This is a genomic window from Pseudomonas shirazensis (assembly GCF_050496565.1).
Taxonomy (GTDB): domain Bacteria; phylum Pseudomonadota; class Gammaproteobacteria; order Pseudomonadales; family Pseudomonadaceae; genus Aquipseudomonas; species Aquipseudomonas shirazensis_A.
This window is the reverse complement of record NZ_JBNWAE010000001.1, coordinates 179,269-199,200: the sequence shown is the minus strand read 5'-3', so window position 1 is coordinate 199,200 and position 19,932 is coordinate 179,269. Positions and strand designations below refer to the sequence as shown.

At 63.3% G+C, this 19,932-nt stretch carries 19 protein-coding genes and 2 pseudogenes; 8 read left to right on the top strand and 13 right to left on the bottom strand.

Going from position 1 to position 19,932, the window contains the following annotated elements; translation table 11 throughout:
- Positions 1 to 149 precede the first annotated feature (149 nt).
- The 7 genes from pip to ACQZ2L_RS00830 all read left to right on the top strand — a co-directional run bounded on the left by pip (position 150) and on the right by ACQZ2L_RS00830 (position 9,060).
- Positions 150 to 1,121 (top strand): prolyl aminopeptidase, encoded by a 972-nt coding sequence (pip, locus tag ACQZ2L_RS00860; RefSeq protein WP_430324345.1) that lies wholly within the window; start codon positions 150 to 152, stop codon positions 1,119 to 1,121.
- Positions 1,118 to 1,555, top strand: a complete 438-nt coding sequence (dtd, locus tag ACQZ2L_RS00855; RefSeq protein WP_430324344.1) for a D-aminoacyl-tRNA deacylase — start codon at positions 1,118 to 1,120, stop codon at positions 1,553 to 1,555. The genes pip and dtd overlap by 4 nt, the downstream gene beginning before the upstream one ends.
- 263 nt (positions 1,556 to 1,818) lie before the next feature.
- The gene (locus ACQZ2L_RS00850; protein WP_430324343.1) at positions 1,819 to 3,534 is read left to right on the top strand and encodes a glucan biosynthesis protein G; all 1,716 of its coding nucleotides are present in this window, start codon (positions 1,819 to 1,821) and stop codon (positions 3,532 to 3,534) included.
- Positions 3,527 to 6,091, top strand: a complete 2,565-nt coding sequence (gene mdoH, locus ACQZ2L_RS00845; protein ID WP_430324342.1) for a glucans biosynthesis glucosyltransferase MdoH — start codon at positions 3,527 to 3,529, stop codon at positions 6,089 to 6,091. Before ACQZ2L_RS00850 ends, mdoH begins: the two co-directional genes overlap by 8 nt.
- Positions 6,092 to 6,494: 403 nt before the next feature.
- Positions 6,495 to 7,292 (top strand): transporter substrate-binding domain-containing protein, encoded by a 798-nt coding sequence (locus tag ACQZ2L_RS00840; protein ID WP_101322924.1) that lies wholly within the window; start codon positions 6,495 to 6,497, stop codon positions 7,290 to 7,292.
- A 78-nt stretch (positions 7,293 to 7,370) separates the two neighbouring features.
- Positions 7,371 to 8,333, top strand: a complete 963-nt coding sequence (locus tag ACQZ2L_RS00835) for an amino acid ABC transporter permease (RefSeq protein ID WP_181088400.1) — start codon at positions 7,371 to 7,373, stop codon at positions 8,331 to 8,333.
- Positions 8,326 to 9,060: an amino acid ABC transporter ATP-binding protein gene (locus tag ACQZ2L_RS00830; protein WP_430324738.1), complete on the top strand. Its 735-nt coding sequence runs from the start codon at positions 8,326 to 8,328 to the stop codon at positions 9,058 to 9,060. Before ACQZ2L_RS00835 ends, ACQZ2L_RS00830 begins: the two co-directional genes overlap by 8 nt.
- Positions 9,061 to 9,105: 45 nt before the next feature.
- On the opposite strand, the gene ACQZ2L_RS00825 is transcribed toward ACQZ2L_RS00830, so the two are convergent.
- The 13 genes and pseudogenes from ACQZ2L_RS00825 to ubiE all read right to left on the bottom strand — a co-directional run bounded on the left by ACQZ2L_RS00825 (position 9,106) and on the right by ubiE (position 19,348).
- Complete coding sequence (locus ACQZ2L_RS00825) at positions 9,106 to 9,969, bottom strand: methyl-accepting chemotaxis protein (protein ID WP_430324737.1); 864 nt, start codon at positions 9,967 to 9,969, stop codon at positions 9,106 to 9,108.
- A pseudogene (locus ACQZ2L_RS00820) lies at positions 9,961 to 11,049 on the bottom strand (methyl-accepting chemotaxis protein); the annotation flags it as partial. The gene ACQZ2L_RS00825 and the pseudogene ACQZ2L_RS00820, both read right to left, overlap by 9 nt.
- A 151-nt stretch (positions 11,050 to 11,200) precedes the next feature.
- Complete coding sequence (locus ACQZ2L_RS00815) at positions 11,201 to 11,914, bottom strand: methyl-accepting chemotaxis protein (RefSeq protein WP_430324736.1); 714 nt, start codon at positions 11,912 to 11,914, stop codon at positions 11,201 to 11,203.
- Between the two features lie 141 nt (positions 11,915 to 12,055).
- Positions 12,056 to 13,084, bottom strand: a pseudogene (locus ACQZ2L_RS00810) (methyl-accepting chemotaxis protein); the annotation flags it as partial.
- 132 nt (positions 13,085 to 13,216) lie between these two features.
- Entirely contained in the window at positions 13,217 to 13,924 is a 708-nt protein-coding gene (locus ACQZ2L_RS00805; RefSeq protein ID WP_430324341.1) for a 16S rRNA (uracil(1498)-N(3))-methyltransferase, read from the bottom strand.
- On the bottom strand, positions 13,921 to 14,712 hold the full coding sequence (tatC, locus tag ACQZ2L_RS00800; RefSeq protein WP_430324340.1) for a twin-arginine translocase subunit TatC: 792 nt from the start codon (positions 14,710 to 14,712) through the stop codon (positions 13,921 to 13,923). Before tatC ends, ACQZ2L_RS00805 begins: the two co-directional genes overlap by 4 nt.
- Positions 14,709 to 15,125 (bottom strand): Sec-independent protein translocase protein TatB, encoded by a 417-nt coding sequence (tatB, locus tag ACQZ2L_RS00795; protein WP_430324339.1) that lies wholly within the window; start codon positions 15,123 to 15,125, stop codon positions 14,709 to 14,711. The genes tatC and tatB overlap by 4 nt, the downstream gene beginning before the upstream one ends.
- A gap of 3 nt (positions 15,126 to 15,128) precedes the next feature.
- Entirely contained in the window at positions 15,129 to 15,422 is a 294-nt protein-coding gene (locus ACQZ2L_RS00790) for a twin-arginine translocase TatA/TatE family subunit (RefSeq protein WP_314876784.1), read from the bottom strand.
- 122 nt (positions 15,423 to 15,544) lie between these two features.
- A complete protein-coding gene (locus tag ACQZ2L_RS00785) occupies positions 15,545 to 15,880 on the bottom strand; it encodes a phosphoribosyl-ATP diphosphatase (protein ID WP_430324338.1) in 336 nt (111 codons plus the stop codon).
- Position 15,881: 1 nt separating this feature from the next.
- A complete protein-coding gene (hisI, locus tag ACQZ2L_RS00780) occupies positions 15,882 to 16,274 on the bottom strand; it encodes a phosphoribosyl-AMP cyclohydrolase (protein ID WP_430324337.1) in 393 nt (130 codons plus the stop codon).
- Between the two features lie 73 nt (positions 16,275 to 16,347).
- Positions 16,348 to 17,958, bottom strand: a complete 1,611-nt coding sequence (gene ubiB, locus ACQZ2L_RS00775) for a ubiquinone biosynthesis regulatory protein kinase UbiB (RefSeq protein WP_430324336.1) — start codon at positions 17,956 to 17,958, stop codon at positions 16,348 to 16,350.
- Positions 17,955 to 18,578 (bottom strand): ubiquinone biosynthesis accessory factor UbiJ, encoded by a 624-nt coding sequence (locus tag ACQZ2L_RS00770; RefSeq protein WP_430324335.1) that lies wholly within the window; start codon positions 18,576 to 18,578, stop codon positions 17,955 to 17,957. Before ACQZ2L_RS00770 ends, ubiB begins: the two co-directional genes overlap by 4 nt.
- Complete coding sequence (gene ubiE, locus ACQZ2L_RS00765; RefSeq protein ID WP_101315691.1) at positions 18,578 to 19,348, bottom strand: bifunctional demethylmenaquinone methyltransferase/2-methoxy-6-polyprenyl-1,4-benzoquinol methylase UbiE; 771 nt, start codon at positions 19,346 to 19,348, stop codon at positions 18,578 to 18,580. The genes ACQZ2L_RS00770 and ubiE overlap by 1 nt, the downstream gene beginning before the upstream one ends.
- A 124-nt stretch (positions 19,349 to 19,472) precedes the next feature.
- On the opposite strand from ubiE, the gene ACQZ2L_RS00760 reads away from it, so the two are divergent.
- Positions 19,473 to 19,748: a polyhydroxyalkanoic acid system family protein gene (locus tag ACQZ2L_RS00760; protein WP_430324334.1), complete on the top strand. Its 276-nt coding sequence runs from the start codon at positions 19,473 to 19,475 to the stop codon at positions 19,746 to 19,748.
- The last annotated feature ends 184 nt before the right edge of the window (positions 19,749 to 19,932 follow it).

The window sequence follows — 19,932 nt, the reverse complement described above, 5'->3', positions numbered from 1 at the left end:
CAAACCCGTGCGGTACATATAGTGCGGGTTGCGGTGCGCTGGCTCAGATGGGCGCCGTTGCGGTGGTTGGCGCGTGTTGCCGATGCGCCCCGACATGATTCGGGTTTATGATGGCGGCAGCCGAAGAATAGCCCTTCATGGAGTGCGCAATGCAGACCCTGTACCCGCAGATCAAACCTTACGCCCGTCACGATCTGGCCGTGCAAGCGCCGCATGTGCTGTATGTCGACGAGAGCGGTTCGCCAGAAGGTCTGCCGGTGGTGTTCATCCACGGTGGCCCGGGTGCCGGCTGCGACGCGCAGAGCCGCTGCTACTTCGACCCGAACCTGTACCGCATCATTACCTTCGATCAGCGCGGTTGTGGCCGCTCGACCCCGCACGCCAGCCTGGAAAACAACACCACCTGGGACCTGGTCGAGGACATGGAGCGCATTCGCGAGCACCTGGGCATCGACAAATGGGTGCTGTTCGGCGGCTCGTGGGGCTCGACCCTGGCCCTGGCCTACGCGCAGAAACACCCCGAACGCGTACACGGGCTGATCCTGCGCGGCATCTTCCTCGCCCGCGCCCAGGAAATTCGCTGGTTCTACCAGGAAGGCGCGAGCCGACTGTTCCCTGACTACTGGCAGGACTACATCGCGCCGATCCCGCAGGACGAACGCGGCGACCTGGTCACGGCCTTCCACAAACGCCTGACCGGCAACGATCAGATCGCCCAGATGCACGCCGCCAAGGCCTGGTCGACCTGGGAAGGCCGCACTGCCACCCTGCGCCCCAATCCGCTGGTGGTCGATCGCTTCTCCGAACCGCAGCGGGCGCTGTCGATTGCCCGCATCGAATGCCACTATTTCACCAATAATGCGTTCCTGGAGCCTGATCAACTGATCCGCGACATGCCCCGCATCGCCCACCTGCCGGCGGTTATCGTGCATGGCCGCTATGATGTGATCTGCCCGCTGGACAACGCCTGGGAGCTGCATCAGGCCTGGCCCAACAGCGAGCTGAAAGTGATCCGCGATGCCGGCCACGCTGCGTCCGAGCCGGGTATCACCGACGCGCTGGTGCGCGCCGCCGACCAGATGGCCCGGCGCTTGCTGGACCTGCCGTTGGAAGAAGCGTGAAGGCCCTGCTGCAGCGCGTGCAGAGCGCACGCGTCGAAGTTGCCGGCGAAGTGGTCGGTGCGGTCGAGCAGGGTTTGCTGGTATTGGTGGCGGTCGAGCCTGCAGATACCCGCGAACATGCCGACAAACTGTTGCACAAGCTGCTTAACTACCGGGTGTTCAGTGATGCCGATGGCAAGATGAATCTGTCGCTCAAGGACATCGGCGGCGGCCTGCTGCTGGTGTCGCAGTTCACCCTGGCCGCCGATACCCGCAGTGGCATGCGCCCGGGCTTCTCGACCGCCGCGCCACCTGCGCTTGGCGCCGAGTTGTTCGAGTATCTGCTGGGTCAGGCACGGGCGTCCCATGACGACGTTGCCAGTGGCCGTTTTGGTGCAGATATGCAGGTTCATCTGGTCAATGATGGCCCCGTAACATTTATGTTACAAATCTGAGGCGAAATAACCGCTTGTTTGTACAAAACAAGAGGGTTTTGACGATAAATAGTTGTTGCCGCCTGATGCGTTGTCACGCGGCCTGCTAGATAATCGCGCGGCTGTAGAGACCTGCGTTCGCAGGTCCGTTTTACCAAGACTTGAGGACTGTCTGGAGCCGTTTGGGGAATCATTGAGCCCTTACGGGGTCCGAACAGTGCTCGCCAACCCGGCATTTGTAGCTGGCCGTTGGTTTCATGATCTGTTTTCGGCGAGGGTTGCTCGTGATTGTAAGTCCCCGTAATGCACCAAAGATCCCCGGCAATCGGTTGCGTACCGCCCTGGCGGCTGGCGTGGCCTTGGTCGGCCTGCTGAGCGCGGGTCAGCTGTGGGCATTCAACCTTGACGACGTCGCCGCCAAGGCGAAGGATCTGGCCGGTCAGAAGTACGAAGCACCGAAGAGCAATCTGCCGGCGGTGTTCCGTGACATGAAGTACGCCGACTACCAGAAGATCCGTTTCCTCCAGGAAAAGGCCGAATGGGCTCAGGACAAGACCCCGTTCAAGCTGTCGTTCTATCACCAGGGCATGCACTTCGACACGCCGGTGAAAATCAACGAAGTCACCGCCTCCAAGGTTGAAGAGATCAAGTACGACGCCAGTCGTTTCGATTTCGGCGACGTGCCGCACGACGCCAAGACCGTGGAAAACCTCGGCTACGCCGGTTTCCGCGTGCTCTACCCGATCAACAAGGCTGACAAGCAAGACGAAATCATGACATTGCTTGGCGCCAGCTACTTCCGCGTAGTCGGTAAGGGCCACGCCTACGGCCTGTCGGCGCGTGGCCTGGCCATCGACACCGCGCTGCCGTCGGGTGAAGAATTCCCGCGGTTCACCGAATTCTGGGTCGAGAAGCCCAAGCCGGCCGACAAGCACCTGGTGATCTACGCCCTGCTTGATTCGCCGCGCTCCACCGGTGCCTACAAGCTGACCGTACGCCCGGGCAGCGACACCATCGTCGACGTCAAGTCGCGCATCTACCTGCGTGACCACGTCAGCCGTCTGGGCGTTGCACCGCTGACCAGCATGTACCTGTTCGGCCCTAACCAGCCGTCCAAAGTGCTCAACTACCGCCCAGCCCTGCACGACTCCGAAGGCCTGGCGATCCATGCAGCCAACGGTGAATGGCTGTGGCGTCCGCTGAACAACCCGCGCCACCTGGCCGTGAGCAACTTCAGCGTGGAAAACCCGCGTGGTTTCGGCCTGATGCAGCGCCACCGCGCCTTCAGCGACTACGAAGACCTCGACGACAACTACCAGAAGCGTCCAAGCGCCTGGATCGAGCCGCAAGGCGACTGGGGCAAGGGCACTGTCGATCTGGTCGAGATTCCGACCGCTGATGAAACCAACGACAACATCGTTGCCTTCTGGAGCCCGGAAACTCTGCCTGAGCCAGGCCAGCCAGCGGATTACAACTATCGCCTGCATTGGACCATCGACGAGGCCAAGTTCCAGGCCCCTGATCTGGGCTGGGTCAAGCAGACCCTGCGTTCCACCGGTGACGTCAAGCAGTCCAACCTGATCCGTCAGCCAGATGGCAGCGTAGCCTTCCTGGTCGATTTCGCCGGTCCCGTACTGGCCGCCCTGCCAGAGGACAGCGCCGTGCGCAGCCAGATCAGCGTTGGTGACAATGCCGAGGTGGTCGAGAACAACCTGCGCTACAACCCGGAAACCAAAGGCTGGCGCCTGACCCTGCGGTTGAAGATCCAGGATCCGAAGAAGTCCACCGAGATGCGTGCCGCGCTGCTCCAGGACGTCCCGGTCGAAGCGCCAAAACCGGCCAAGGACAGCAAGCATGTCAAGGCTGCGGCCAAGCATGCCAAGGCTGAAAAGCCTGCCGAGCAACCTGCTGCAGACGCGGCAGCCACCCCTGCGGCCCCGGTCACCACCGAGAAAGTGTTGACCGAGACCTGGACCTATCAGTTGCCTGCCGATGAGTAATTCGAACCTACGGCCAGTCTCGGTTGCCGAGTACCTGGCCCACCTGCCCCTGAGTGATGAGCAGCGCGCGCAACTGGCCGACTGCAACTCGTTCAGCGAGCTGCACCAGCGTCTGGCGGCCGATCCGGCCGCCGGCTCTGCCGAGGCGTCGGTGGCTGCCCGCCTGACCGTCGGCAGTGCCGGCGAGATGGAAGAGGCCGAGATGCTCGGCGTCGACAGCAATGGCAACCTGAGCCTGAAGATCGCTCCGCCGATCACCCGCACCCGGGTGTTGCCGGAACCATGGCGGACCAACGTGCTGGTGCGCATGTGGCGGCGCCTGACCGGCCGCCCCAACGCCCCGCAACCGCCTCAGCGCGAGCTGCCGGCGGCACGCTGGCGCTGGGTAGGCTCGATGCGCCGTTACATCCTGCTGGCCCTGATGCTCGGTCAGACGTTTGTCGCTGGCTGGTACATGAAGGGTATCCTGCCGTATCAGGGCTGGTCGTTCGTCGACCTTGACGAAGTGCTCAGCCAGCCGCTGTGGGATACCGTGGTGCAGGTCTGGCCGTATGCCTTGCAGACCTCGATCCTGATCCTCTTCGGCATTCTCTTCTGCTGGGTTTCGGCCGGCTTCTGGACCGCCCTGATGGGCTTCCTCGAGCTGCTCACCGGGCGCGACAAGTACAAGATTTCCGGCAGCAGTGCCGGCAGCGAGCCGATCGATGCCCAGGCGCGTACTGCGCTGGTCATGCCGATCTGCAACGAAGACGTGCCGCGGGTGTTTGCCGGCCTGCGCGCGACCTTCGAGTCGGTCGCCGCCTCCGGCAACCTTGACCGCTTCGACTTCTTTGTACTCAGCGACTCCAACGATCCGGATATCGCCGTGGCCGAGCAACAGGCCTGGCTGGAAGTGTGCCGCGAGGCCAAAGGCTTTGGCCGGATCTTCTATCGCCGCCGTCGCCGCCGGGTCAAACGCAAGAGCGGCAACCTCGACGACTTCTGCCGTCGCTGGGGCAGCGAGTACAAGTACATGGTGGTGCTCGACGCCGACAGCGTCATGAGCGGTGAATGCCTGAGCAGCCTGGTGCGCCTGATGGAGGCCAACCCAGACGCCGGTATCATCCAGACAGCGCCCAAGGCGTCGGGCATGGATACCCTCTATGCGCGTCTGCAGCAGTTCGCTACCCGTGTCTACGGCCCGCTGTTCACCGCTGGCCTGCACTTCTGGCAGCTGGGCGAATCGCACTACTGGGGGCACAACGCGATCATCCGCATGAAGCCCTTTATCGAGCACTGCGCGTTGGCGCCGTTGCCGGGTAAAGGTGCCTTTGCCGGCGCGATCCTCTCTCACGACTTCGTCGAAGCTGCGCTGATGCGCCGCGCCGGCTGGGGTGTGTGGATTGCCTACGACCTGGATGGCAGCTACGAAGAATTGCCACCCAACCTGCTCGACGAGCTCAAGCGTGACCGTCGCTGGTGCCACGGCAACCTGATGAACTTCCGCCTGTTCCTGGTCAAGGGCATGCACCCGGTACACCGTGCGGTGTTCCTGACGGGGGTGATGTCGTACCTGTCGGCGCCGTTGTGGTTCTTCTTCCTGGTGCTGTCGACGGCGTTGCTGGCGACCAACACCTTGATGGAGCCGCAATACTTCGTCGAGCCGTTCCAGTTGTACCCGCTGTGGCCGCAATGGCACCCGGAGAAGGCCATCGCGCTGTTCTCCACCACGGTGGTATTGCTGTTCCTGCCCAAGCTTTTGAGCATCATCCTGATCTGGGCCAAGGGTGCTACCGAATTCGGTGGGCGCTTCAAGGTGACCGTGTCGATGCTCATCGAGATGCTGTTCTCGATGCTGCTGGCGCCGGTGCGGATGATCTTCCACACCCGCTTCGTCTTGGCCGCGTTCCTTGGCTGGGCCGCGACCTGGAACTCGCCGCAGCGTGATGACGACTCCACGCCGTGGAGTGAAGCGGTGCGTCGGCATGGTCCACAGACCCTGCTCGGCGTGGCCTGGACGGTGCTGGTGGCCTGGCTCAACCCAAGCTTCCTGTGGTGGCTGGTGCCGATTGTTGGTTCGCTGATGCTGTCGATCCCGGTATCGGTGATTTCCAGCCGCGTGGGCCTCGGTCTGCGCGCCAAGGACGAGAAGCTGTTCCTGATTCCCGAGGAATACGCCACGCCAACCGAGCTGCTCGCCACTGACCAGTACACCCACGAGAACCGTTGGCATGCGTTGAACGACGGCTTCGTGCGGGCTGTGGTCGACCCGCGGCAGAACGCGCTGGCCTGCGCCATGGGCACTGCCCGGCATGGCCAGTCGGCGGCGATCGAGGCACTGCGTGAAGAGCGCATCGCCAAGGCGCTGGAAGTCGGTCCTGCCGGGCTGGATGGCAATACGCGCCTGGCGCTGTTGAGCGACCCGGTGGCGCTGTCGCGTCTGCACGAGCGGGTCTGGGCTGAGGAGCATGCAGCCTGGATTGACGCCTGGCGCAGTTCGATCAACAGCGATCCACATTCGCCGTTGTTGCCGTTGCATCCAGAGGGTGATGCACAGCCTGCCATGGTTGGCGCCTGATATAACGCTGGGGCCGCTTCGCGGCCCTTTCCGACCGGTCCGGCGCCCCGGCAAGGCCGCTCCTACAGGTAACAACGCGTAGGACGGCCCTGCCGGGGCGCCGGGGCGGTCGCGGAAAGTCTGATGTAACGCTGGGGCCGCTTTGCGGCCCTTTCGCGACGCAAGGCCGCTCCTACAGGTACAACGCGATCCCTCTATAGGAGCGGCCTTGTGTCGCGAAAAGGGCGCAGAGCGCCCTCAGGGCCCCTCGATACCCCCATTCTTTTTGGCCAACAAAGTCCCCCCCAGCTCTAGGTCCCGGGCCGCGCATGCGTTAGCATCGCTTCCGGTATTCCGAGCAGGCCAGTACGGCCGTGCCAACAATAAGATTCGTACTCTTTCTTTGCTAGGGGACTTGGTGATGATGAAGAAATACCTGTCGCGACTGCTGGTCGGCGTCACGGCGCTGGTCGCGGTGACTGCGGCCCAGGCCGGCGCCATCGACGATGCGGTCAAGAGCGGCACCCTGCGGGTCGGCATGGACCCAACCTACATGCCCTTCCAGATGACCAACAAGCGTGGCGAGATCATCGGCTTTGAAGTCGATATCCTCAAAGCCATGGCCAAGTCCATGGGCGTCAAGCTGGAGACCGTCTCCACCGCGTACGACGGCATCATCCCGGCCCTCCTGACCAACAAGTTCGACATGATCGGCAGCGGCATGACCCTGACTCAGGAACGCAACCTGCGCCTGAACTTCAGCGAACCGTTCATCGTGGTCGGCCAGACCCTGCTGATCCGCAAGGAACTGGCGGGCGAGATCAAGTCGTACAAAGACCTGAACAGCGACAAGTACCGCATCACCTCCAAGCTCGGCACCACCGGCGAGATGGTGTCCAAGAAGCTCATCAGCAAAGCCAAGTACCACGGCTATGACAACGAGCAGGAAGCGGTCATGGACGTGGTCAACGGCAAGGCTGACGCCTTTGTCTACGACGCCCCATACAACGTGGTGGCGGTCGAAAAGGCCGGCGCTGGCAAGCTGCTGTTCCTCGAAGAACCCTTCACCTACGAGCCACTGGCGTTCGGCCTGAAGAAAGGCGACTACGACAGCATCAACTTCATCAACAACTTCCTGCACCAGATCAAGCACGACGGCACCTATGATCGGATCCACGACAAGTGGTTCAAGAACAAGGACTGGCTCAAGGAAATGGAATAAGGGCCCAGGCCACAAGCCCAGGCTTTGACCCCGACGCGCAGGCAAACCCTGCGCGTTCGCATTTACGGAAGTACCCACGTGATCAAACACAAGAAAGCCCAGTGGCCCTGGCACGGGCTGACCGCGCTGGTGCTGGTCGGTCTGGCCATCAGCCTGTACCTCGCCACGTCGATGATGGCCTACGAGTGGCGCTGGAACCGCGTCCCGCAGTATTTCGCCTACCAGGCTGAAGAAGCTCAGCGCGCCGCCAGCTATGGCACGGTTGAAGAAATCGTGGTCCAGGGCGACAACGCACGCGTTACCCTCAAGGGTGAAGACGGCGAGCAGCAAGTGCTGGACGTGGTCAAGGACAGCCTGCAACTGAGCCGCGGCGATGACGTTGCCGAAGGCGATCAGATCGGCGTCACCCGCCATTGGGCAGCCGGGCCGTTGGCCTGGGGCCTGTGGACCACGCTGTGGCTTTCGGTAGTGTCCGGTGCGCTGGGCCTGGTGATCGGCCTGTTTGCCGGGTTGTGTCGGTTGTCCAACAACCCGACCCTGCGCGACCTGTCGACGGTCTACGTCGAGCTGGTGCGCGGCACGCCATTGCTGGTGCAGATCTTCATCTTCTACTTCTTCATCGGCACCGTGCTTAACCTCTCGCGCGAGTTCGCCGGGGTGGCCGCGCTGGCGCTGTTCACCGGCGCCTACGTGGCCGAGATCGTGCGGGCCGGGGTGCAGTCGATTGCCCGTGGGCAGAACGAAGCCGCACGTTCGTTGGGCCTGAATGCCAGCCAGTCGATGCGCCATGTGATCCTGCCGCAGGCGTTCAAGCGGGTGCTGCCGCCGCTGGCCGGGCAGTTCATCAGCCTGGTCAAGGACACTTCACTGGTCTCGGTGATCGCCATCACCGAACTGACCAAGAGTGGGCGCGAGGCGATCACCACCTCGTTCTCGACCTTCGAAATCTGGTTCTGCGTGGCAGGCCTGTACCTGCTGATCAACCTGCCGCTGTCGCACCTCGCCAGCCGGCTCGAGCGGAGGCTTGCGCAAAGTGATTGAAGTCCGTGATCTGTTGAAAGTGTTCGACACCCGTGGCCAGGTAGTGCGCGCGGTGGATAACGTCAGCACCGGCGTGGCCAAGGGTGAAGTGGTGGTGGTGCTGGGCCCGTCGGGCTCGGGCAAGTCGACTTTCCTGCGCTGCCTGAACGGCCTTGAGCACTTCGATGCCGGCTATGTGTCTATCAACGGCATACCGCTGGCCGACCCGAAAACCGACATCAACGCCTATCGCCGTGAAGTCGGCATGGTCTTCCAGCACTTCAACCTGTTCCCGCACATGACTGTGCTGGAGAACCTGTGCCTGGCGCAAAAGGTCGTGCGCAAGCGCAACAAGGCCGAGCGTGAGGCCAAGGCGCGGGCGCTGCTGGACAAGGTCGGGATCGCCGAGAAGGCCAACGAATTCCCGTCGCGGCTGTCCGGCGGCCAGCAGCAGCGCGTGGCGATTGCCCGGGCGCTGGCAATGGAGCCGAAGGTAATGCTGTTCGACGAGCCGACCTCGGCGCTCGACCCGGAAATGGTCGGCGAAGTGCTCGACGTCATGAAGACCTTGGCCAAAGAAGGCATGACCATGGTCTGTGTGACCCACGAAATGGGCTTTGCCCGCGAAGTGGCCGACCGCGTGCTGTTTTTCGATCATGGCAAGCTGCTGGAAGATTCGGCACCGGCGGCGTTCTTTGATTCGCCCAAAGACCCGCGCGCCCAGGCCTTTCTGCGCCAGGTGTTGTAAGCCCAAGGTTCGGTGCCGGCCAGGTTGGCCGGCACCGTTCTTCGGTTACAGGCTAAAACGGCCGACCATGCCCCGCAGGTCCCGTCCCAACTGCTCCAGCTCTCCACTCGAAGCGGCGGTTTGCTCACTTGCCGCGCTGGTTTGATCGGACACATCACGCACATTCAGCACGCTGCGATTGATCTGCTCGGCAACTACGCTCTGCTCCTCGCTGGCGGTGGCGATCTGCTGGTTCATACCCTGAATATTGGACACCGTCTGGGTGATCTGGCCCAACGCATCGCCGGCCTGGCGGCTCAGCTCGACGCTGCGCTCGGTGAGCTGCTTGCTGTTGTCGAGCAGGTGGGTGACCTGATCGGTGCCACTGTGCAGGTTGTCGATCAATTGCTCGATCTCCTCGGTCGATTGCTGGGTACGTTGTGCCAGCCCGCGCACTTCGTCGGCAACCACGGCAAAGCCACGGCCTGCCTCGCCAGCCCGCGCTGCTTCGATGGCCGCGTTCAAGGCCAGCAGGTTGGTCTGCACCGAGACTGACTTGATCACATCCAGAATGCTGCCGATGCGCTGGCTCTCGGCGGCCAGGTGGTGCATGGCCTCCAGGCAATGGTCCATCTGTGCGGCCAACTGCTCGATCTCGGCCACGGCCAGGGTGACCACGGCATCGCCCTGTTGCGCCTGCTGGTCGGCGCTAGTGGCGGCCTGCGCGGCCTGTTCGGCGTTCTGCGCGACCTCCTGGACGGTGGCGCTCATCTGATTCATGGCAGTGGCGACCTGGTCGGTATCCTCCTTCTGCTGGTTGATCCGTGCCTTGGTGTCCTGGCTGGCCACGGCCAGTTGCGAGGCCGCGCTGGAGAGCTGATCGACGCCCTGATCGATGCCGCCGATCAGCTCACGCAGGCTCACGGTCATGTCGCGCATGCTGGTCTGCAACTGGCCCAGCTCGTCGCGCCGTTCAACCGTGTCCAGCTGGCTGAGGTCCCCCCTAGCGATGCGCGCGGCCTGGGCCAGGGTCTGGCGCAGGGGCTGGAGTATCTGCCCGGTGATCAACCAGGCGGCGATGACCCCGACCAGCAGTGCCATCAACGCGACGCTGGTCAGCAGCGAGCGGTCTTCAATGGCCTCATGGTCGCGCTGTTCGATCTTCTGCTTGGCCAAGGCAACGCTGGCGGCACTCAGTTGGTCGCCGAGCTTCTCCATGTCGTTGTGTAGTTGTTCCACCTCGATCGCGGCGCTGCGGTACTGCTCAAGGCTGCTGCGATAGCGCCCCAGCTCGGCGCCAGGGCGTTCGGTCAAGCTGCGCGGCAGGCCCAACGGCGCCAGAGCGCCAAGCAGTTGCGCAAGCGTGCTGTCGGCGGCGCTCAGGGCCGAGTCGCCGACTTTGGCGAACGCCTCCAGCGGCGAGTAGGTGTAGGCCGGCAGCAGGCTTTGCTGGTTGGCGCCCTCGACGTGCCGCGAGAGGCTATCCATCAAACCGATCACGTTATTCTGCTGACCGTCGGCTGAGAGTTTCAGCAGGGTCTGGTTCTGCAATTCGTCGATCGCCTGGCCCAGCGTGTGCTCCTGCTGTTGCATGCCCTCACGCAGTTGCCGGCGCTTGTCGACCGCCTGTTGCAGCAGGCCGAAGTCTTCGCGCAGGCGTTTGAGCTGTTGCAGTTTCTGCGTGAGCAGCTGGCGTGACTGGTCGACCGAGCTGCGTTGCTGGAGGGTGGCGAGCATGCTCTCGAGCTGCTCGATGATGGCGCTGATGCGCGTCCTGCTGGTCTCGTCGGCGAGCACCCGGTAGGTGATCCGCTCTGCGCGCAAGTCCTTGCTCAGGTCATTGATGTGGGTAATTTCGCTGAGTTGTTGCGAGCGGCTGATGGCGCCGTCGAGGGCGTTCCAGCCACTTATTGTGGTGGCCAGGGTAAGCAGCAGCACCACGCTGAAGCCCAGCGCCAACTTGAGCCTGACGCTCAGGTTGCCGAGCGTGCGATTGATAAAGCCGAACATGGCATACCTCCGTCCATTCAAGATGACCACGGACTGTGGCCATGCCTGCTCATCGGCGCGGAGGCTGTAGGACTTGACCTGCAAATCCTGTAGGAAAGTTCGCTGCGCGGCCTAGGAAGATTCCTAGGGCGCACACAGATGGGTTGCTCGCCTAGAGTCGGAAACGCCCCACCAAATCCTGCAGGTGGTTGCCCAGGCGCGCCAGCTCGACGCTGGAGCTGGCGGTCTCTTCACTGGCTGCCGAGGTCTGGTCGGAGATATCGCGCACGTTCATCACGCTGCGGTTGATCTCTTCGGCGACCGCGCTCTGCTGCTCGGCGGCAGTGGCGATCTGCTGGTTCATGGCCTGGATCGACGACACCGTGCGGGTGATCGTCTCCAGCGAACCGCCGGCACGCCGAGTCAGCTCGACGCTGCTCTCGGTCAGGTCGCGGCTGGCGTCCATCACGCTGGCTACGCGTTGGGTGCCGCTCTGCAGGCCGGCGATCAGCGCTTCGATCTCTTCGGTTGATTGCTGCGTGCGCTGAGCCAGGCTGCGCACTTCGTCGGCCACTACCGCAAAGCCGCGCCCGGCCTCACCGGCGCGCGCAGCTTCGATGGCGGCGTTGAGGGCAAGCAGGTTGGTCTGCTGAGCGACTGCCTTGATCACATCGAGCACGCTGCCGATCTTGTCGCTTTCGCCCTTGAGCTGGTTCATCGCCTCGCTGGAGTTGTTCACTTCGCTGGCCAGACGCTCGATCTGAGCGATCGCTTCGCCGACCACACGATCACCCTCACGGGCCTGCTGGTCGGCCGCCAGGGCGGCCTCGGAGGCTTGTTCAGCGTTGCGTGCAACTTCATGTACGGTAGCGGCCATTTCGTTCATGGCGGTGGCGACCTGGTCGGTTTCGATCTTTTGATTGTTGACCCCGGCGCTGGTCTGCTCGGTGACTGCCGACAGCTCTTCAGCCGCACTGGCGATCTGGGTGACGCCGTCGCCGATCCCGCCGATCAGCTCGCGCAGGCTCACAGTCATGCGCTGCATGCTGGCCTGCAACTGGCCGAGTTCATCGCGACGGTCGATCTGCAGGTTCTGGCTGAGGTCGCCGCTGGCCACCCGTTCTGCTGCGGTCAGGGTGTAGCGCAGTGGTATAACGATCTGGCGGGTGATGGCCCATGCCGCGATCAGGCCGAGCAACAGGGCCAACGCGGTGGCGCCGGCGAGCAGGGTCTTGGCTTGCTGCGTGCCTTGGTCGCGCACCTCGGTTTGCGAGCTGGTCATCTGCTTGCTGGTGTCGATCAGCACAGCGCCTTGTTCGGTCATGCGCTGCAGGGCCTGCTCGGCGGCGGTCTGGGCACTGGCAAACTGGTTGACCGCATCGCGGTAGGCGGCCAGCGCAGCCGAGGCGTCATCCAGGCTTGCGGCATATTCAGCCGGCAGCTTGGCCGGTAGCGCCTTGAGCACGGCCAGAGCCTGGTCGATGGCCGTCAGGGCGGTCTGCTGGAATTCAGGTTTACCGCTGTAGGTGTAACCGCGCACCTGGAAGCGTGCCTGCTGCAGCAGGGCGCTGACCTCGACGGCGTGTTGGTACTGGCTGACATCGCCGGCCGCCAGCAGGCGCTGCTGGACCTGGCTGATCAGTGCAGCGGCCTTGTCGGCGCTGTCGCCGAGCACGCTGCGGCTGGCATCGCGGCGCTGGCCGGCCTGGCGGATGTCAGCGAAGGCTTGTTGATACTGGCGCACTGCCTCACGTTGCTGCTCAAGACGCTGCACGTCGGCGGGCTGCTCGATCTGGCCGAGCATCAGTTGTACCTGGCGGTCCAGGTTGCCCAAGGCTGTTTCCAGCGCGGCGACGCCTTTTTCGTCGCGGTCACGCTCGTACTGCTGGCGAGCAATACGCAGTTCCTGGGTGTACTGATGGATCACCGAGATGTTGCCCAGCTTGTCGCCGCGCGAGGTAACGCCGTTGATACCGGACCAGCCAGTCAAGGTGATCGCCAGGGTCAGCAACAGGACCAGGCCAAAACCAAAGCCGAGCTTGCGGCTTACACTCATATTTCCCAGAGACTGGGTAACCCACTGGAACATGTTCGACTCCCCCGGCGTTGGCGCTGCAGATTTTTCTTGTGCTGCTCAGGCCATCGGCCTTGGCCGGGGAAACTTGACGGAAAAGTTCTGACCGATCAGTCAGAAAATCCGAGAAAGGAGGGCGGTGACGGCCGTTTCGACGCGCAGAATACGTGCACCCAATTGGACCGGTTGCAGGCCGGCCTTGGCCAGCAGGTCGACTTCGTAGGGGATCCAGCCGCCTTCCGGGCCGATTGCCAGGGTTACCGGCTGCTGCACGGCGCGAGGGCAGGCCGGGTAGTCGCCGGGATGGCCAACCAGGCCCAGGGTATCGGCGGCGATGGCCGGTAGCCGGTCTTCGACGAACGGCTTGAAGCGCTTCTCGATGATGACTTCCGGCAGCACCGTATCGCGCGCCTGTTCCAGGCCGAGGATGAGGTTTTCGCGGATTGCCTCGGGGGTGAGAAACGGCGTTTGCCAGAAGCTTTTCTCGACCTTGTAGCTGTTGAGCAGGATCAGCCGTGGCACGCCGAGGGTGGCGATGGTCTGGAACAGCCGGCGCAGCATCTTCGGCCGCGGCACGGCAAGGACAAGGGTCAATGGCAGCTTGGTCGGCGGCTGCTGGTCAAAGCTGACCTGCAGTTCGGCTTCGTGGCCCTCCAGGCGAACTACACTGGCCTGGCCCATCAGCCCATCGATCTGGCCCACGCGCAGGGTGTCGCCCACGGCAACGCGGTGGATCTCTTGCATGTGGGTGAAGCGCCGATCAGCCAGCACGACGCGGTCGGCCGCGATGAAGTCGGCCTGTTCAAGCAGCAGCAGGTTCATGGCTGGGTCGCTGGCGGCTGGTCTTCCGGATCGTCGGCAGCGGGCTCTTCGAGCGGCCCACGTTTGCGGATCAGGCCACCACAGAGCACGCCGATTTCGAACAGCAACCACATCGGCACGGCCAGCAGGGTCTGCGAGAAGATATCCGGCGGAGTCAGGACCATGCCGACCACGAAGCAGCCGATGATCACGTAGGGGCGGATCTTGCGCAGGTACCTGACGTCGACCACGCCGATCCACACCAGCAACACCACTGCAACCGGGATCTCGAACGCTACGCCGAAGGCGAAGAACAGGGTCATGACGAAATCAAGGTAGCTGGCGATGTCGGTCATCATCGACACCCCTTCCGGGGTGGCGCTGGCGAAGAAGCCGAAAATCAGCGGGAACACCAGGAAGTAGGCGAAGGCCATGCCGGCATAGAACAGCACGATGCTAGAGACCAGCAGCGGGATGGCGATGCGCTTTTCATGGCGATACAGGCCCGGGGCGATGAAGCCCCAGATCTGATGGAGGATCACCGGAATCGCCAGGAACAGCGAAACGATCATGGTCAGCTTGAACGGCGTCAGGAACGGCGAGGCCACGTCGGTGGCGATCATCGTCGCGTTGGCCGGCAGGTGATCGCGCAGCGGCGCCGAGACCAGGGTGTAGATCTGCTGGGCAAACGAGAACAGCCCGGCAAAGATCAGGAAGATCACTGCGATACAACGCAGCAGGCGTGTCCGCAGTTCGGTCAGGTGCGAAACCAGCGGCATCGGCTGGTCGTGGTCCGGTCTATCGCTCATGGGGCTCGTGGCGTCTGGGGCGGCTCAGGGATGGCGGCCGGGGCAACAGGCGTGCTCGGCTCGGCGGGCACTGCGGTAGGGGCTTGCGCTGCGGCTGGCGGCTCTGCCAGCGGCACGATCGGCGCGCCAGCGTCTACCGGCGGTTGGGCCGGCTTGGGCGGCTCTGCCTGTGGGTTGAGGATGCGCCGGGCCTCCTGCTCCATCGACAGGATGTGCTCGTTGTGCAGCTGACGGCGGATGTCGTCGGCGCCGATTTCGCGCTCGACTTCCATCTTGATGCTGTTGAAGCTGCGCTTGAGCCGGCCGATCCACAGCCCCGCGGTACGCGCGGCGCCGGGCAGGCGCTCGGGGCCGAGCACCACCAGGGCGACCAGGCCGACGAGCAGCAACTCGCTGAAGCTGATGCCAAACATGGGTCAGTCTTTCCGCTGCGGCTCTTGGACCGGCTGGGCCTGGCCCTCGAGGGTGGTGTGCGGTTGAGTCAGCGGCGCGGTGGTATGGGGCTGCTGGGTTGGCGGCACCGGCTGCATCGGTTGCACCGGCGGCGGAGTCTGCTCGGCAGGTTTGTGTTCTTCGTCGCTCATGGCCTTGCGAAAGCCCTTGATCGACTCACCGAGGTCACCGCCGAAGTTTTTCAGCTTCTTGGTGCCGAACACCAGGACCACCACGACAAGCAGGACGATCCAGTGTTTCCAGTCAAAAATACCCATTTTGTACTCCTGAAAAAGGTGTGTCGGCTTCGCCAATACGCTCCTTGCAGGAGCGGCCTTGCCGGGGCGCCGGATCGGTCGGAACAGGCTGCAAGGCAGCCCCATCAATCAGTGCATCACTATCAGGCCGAAGGCTGCCGCGCTGCCTTCTCATCATGCCCGGACAACCCAAAGCGGCGGTCCAGCTCATCCAGCACCGCCTGCGGATGTTGCCCCAGTGCCGAAAGCATCACCAGGCTATGGAACCACAAGTCCGCTGTTTCGTAGATGACATCACTGCAGTCGCCGCTGTGCTCAGCGTCCTTGGCAGCAATGATGGCCTCGACCGACTCTTCACCGACCTTCTCGAGGATCTTGTTCAAACCCTTGTGATAGAGGCTGGCAACGTAGGAGCTGTCCGGGGCCGCGCCTTTGCGGGCCTCCAGTACTTCGGCAAGACGGGTCAGGGTATCGCTCATGTCAGTGGCCTGCGCGGTAAATTGCATCGGGATCTTTCAAAACCGGGTCGACGATGACCCATTGGCCATTCTCGAAGACGCGGTAGAAGCAGCTTTCGCGGCCTGTGTGGCAAGCGATATGGCCCAGTTGCTCGACCATCAGGATGATCACGTCGGCGTCGCAGTCCAGGCGCATCTCGTGCAGCTTCTGCACATGGCCGGATTCTTCACCCTTGCGCCACAGCTTGCCACGCGAGCGCGACCAGTAGATAGCACGGTTTTCGGCGGCAGTCAGGGCCAGCGCTTCGCGGTTCATCCAGGCCATCATCAGTACGCGACCGCTTTTATGGTCCTGGGCAATTGCCGGCACCAGGCCATCGCTGTCCCACTTGATCTCGTCCAGCCAGTCTTTCATCGTCGACTCCAAAACCGGGCCCGCTCCGCTACCGGGCCTGTTGCGTTAGTGTGCCAGCCAGCAGCGTGGCTGGCTATCGGCGTACCACCAGGTACAGCCCGGCGCTGAGCATCAACCAGGCCGGCCACGCCGCTGGCGCACCCAGGTTGACGGCGCCCGTGGCAAGGATGGCGCCACCGGCGAGCAGGCCGGCACCGAGCAGGCGCAGCGCCCATTGGTCGCCATTCCGGCGCCGCTCGGGCATCTGCGGGTCGTGCAGGTGCGGTTGCGACAGCCGCTCGAGCAGGTCGCGGGTCATGTCGGCCAGGTGCGGCAGTTGCTCGGCCTGGCTGTAGATATTGCCCAGCACCGCCTTGGGGCTCATGCGCTCGCGCATCCAGCGCTCCAGAAACGGCTTGGCTGTGCTCCACAGGTCCAGCTCCGGGTACAGCTGACGGCCCAGGCCTTCGATGTTGAGCAGGGTCTTTTGCAGCAGTACCAGCTGCGGCTGGACTTCCATGTTGAAGCGCCGCGCGGTCTGGAACAGGCGCATCAGCACCTGGCCAAACGAGATGTCTTTCAGCGGCTTCTCGAAGATCGGCTCGCACACGGTGCGGATCGCCGCTTCGAATTCATTGACCTTGGTGTGCGCCGGGACCCAGCCGGAGTCGATGTGCAGCTCGGCTACACGGCGATAATCACGGCGGAAGAAGGCGATCAGGTTGCGCGCCAGGTAGTCCTGGTCTTCGGCGGTGAGGCTGCCGACGATACCGCAGTCGATGGCGATGTATTGCGGGCTCCACGGCTTGACCGTGCTGACGAAGATGTTGCCTGGGTGCATGTCGGCATGGAAGAAACTGTCGCGGAACACCTGGGTGAAGAACACCTCGACGCCACGCTCGGCAAGCAGCTTCATGTCGGTGCGCTGGTCGGCCAGGGCCGCCATGTCGGTGACCGGCACGCCATAGATGCGCTCCATCACCAGCACCTTGGGCCGGCACAGGTCCCAATACACTTGCGGCACGTACATCAGATCGGAGCCTTCGAAGTTGCGCCGCAGCTGGCTCGAGTTGGCCGCCTCGCGGAGCAGGTCGAGCTCGTCATAAATGGTTTTTTCATAGTCGCCGACCACTTCCACCGGGTGCAGGCGGCGGGCATCGGCGGACAACCGCTCGGCGCCCTTGGCGATCAGGAACAGCCAGGCCAGGTCCTGGGCGATGATCGGCTTGAGGCCAGGGCGCACCACCTTGACCACCACCTCTTCACCGGTTTTCAGGCGTGCGCTGTGGACCTGGGCGACCGAGGCCGAGGCCAGTGGCTCGACGTCGAAGCGGCTGAACACTTCACTGACCTTGGCGCCCAGTTGCGCTTCGATCAGCGCCACTGCTTTTTGCGGGTCGAATGGCGGCACGCGGTCCTGCAGCAACATCAGCTCGTCGGCGACGTCGCTTGGCAGCAGGTCGCGGCGGGTCGACAGCAACTGGCCGAACTTGATGAAGATCGGCCCCAGGTCCTGCAAGGCCAGGCGCACCCGTGCGCCGCGGCTGAGCGGCGAGGGCTTGCGCGGCAGCCAGCGCCAGGGCATGAGCAGACGCAGGCTCATCAGCCACCAGGGCAGCGGTTGCTCGAACAGAATGTCATCGAGGCGGTAGCGAATCACTACACGCTGGATACGAAACAGGCGGCGGACGGCGAGCAACTTCATGCTTTATCGCTGGTATCAAGGGATCGGGCAAGGCGGCGGATGCGCGCCTCGAGGCGTTCGACATCGACCTTGACGCGGTCGAGCTCGCTGAATGCGGCCTCGGCTTCGCGGCGGCCGACCAGGGTACGGGATTCTTCGGCAAGGTACTCGGAGAGGTTCTGGCTGAAGCGCGCCAGGCCCTGCCGGGTCCAGCGTGCACGCAGGCGCAGATGGCCGGCGAGCAGGGCGGTGGGCACCGGGCCCAGCCAACGCGACAGCTCATACTCCCAGTCCAGCTCGAGGTCTTGCAGTATGGCGACGAGGTCGAGCAGTACGGCGCTGTCGCCGTGCAACTGGACCTGAGGGCTGTGCAGTACAGCAGTCTTGTCCTTGGCCACGGCCAACTGGATCAGGCTGCCGGCCGGTGCGCGCAGAGTGCAGTCGGCCTCGCTTTCCCAGTGCGCGGCCAGCAACAGGCCATCTTCATCGAGCAGGATGTACAGCTGCAGGGCCGGCTGCAGGCAGTCGATGGCGATCACCTTGCCTTCCAGCGCGGCCAGCCGCGGCAAGGCCGTGCTGTCCAGGCGCAGGACGCGGTTGAGGCCATGCTCGACGCTGGCGAGCAGCCCGGCCAGCAACATCAGGGTTTGATCCCCCGGTGCACGGCGACGATACCGCTGGTCATGTTGTGATAGGTGACGCGGTCGAAACCGGCATCGACCATCATCGCCTTGAGCGTTTCCTGATCGGGGTGCATGCGGATCGACTCGGCCAGGTAACGGTAGCTTTCCGAGTCATTGGTGATCAGCTTGCCGGCCAGCGGCATGAAGGCGAACGAGTAGGCGTCGTAGGCCTTGGACATCAGCTTGCTGGTCGGCTTGGAGAACTCCAGCACCAGCAGGCGGCCACCGGGCTTGAGCACGCGCAGCATGGAGCGGATGGCATCGTCCTTGTGGGTAACGTTGCGCAGGCCGAAGGCGATGGTCACGCAGTCGAAGTGGTTGTCCGGGAACGGCAGCTTTTCAGCGTCGGCCTGGACGAATTCGATGTTGCCGGCAACGCCACGGTCGAGCAGGCGGTCACGGCCGACCTTGAGCATCGACTCGTTGATGTCGGCCAGCACGACCTGGCCAGTCGGGCCGACCAGGCGCGAGAACTTGGCCGCCAGGTCGCCAGTACCACCGGCGATATCCAGCACCCGGTTGCCACTGCGCACACCGGACAGCTCGATGGTGAAGCGCTTCCACAGGCGGTGCATGCCGCCCGACAGCACGTCGTTCATCAGGTCGTATTTGGCGGCTACGGAGTGGAAAACCTCGGCGACTTTCTTCGCTTTCTGGCTTTCTGGCACATCTTTGTAGCCGAAATGAGTGGTGGGTTCGGCGTGTTCGCCTTTGCGCTGGTCGTTCATATCGCATCACCGGAAAAAAGTATCGCCATTCTAGGGGCAATGGGCGGATTTGTCTTGGCGGGGTGTGCCCTCGGGCAGGGGCGGGCATAATGGCGCCATTGTCTTTATATCCAGGATTGCCCGCATGACCCAGATCAGCGTTGAACGCAAACACGCCCTCGGCCGCGAAGCCGCCCGCGCCAAGGCCGAGGCGCTGGTCGACAAGCTGACCCGCGAATACGGCCTGGAAGCCAACTGGCAGGGTGACCGGGTCGAGGTTTCGCGCAGCGGCGCCAAGGGCAGCGTCGAGATCGGCGATGATCTGATCCGTGTGCAACTGAAGCTTGGGATCATGATGTCGATGATGAGCGGGACCATTCGTAGCGAGATCGAGCGGGCGCTGGATAAAGCCTTGGCCTGAGTTGGGGCTGCTATTTTTGGGAGCGCTTTGCGCTCCAATCGCGACACAAGGCCGCTCCTACAGGGGATTGCGTTTTCTGTAGGAGCGGCCTTGCCGGGGCGCCGGACCGGTCGGAAAGGGGCGCAAAGCGCCCCCCGACATTCTCCAATGCTTAGGGTGAGGATTCTAATTTTTCCCCCTACCT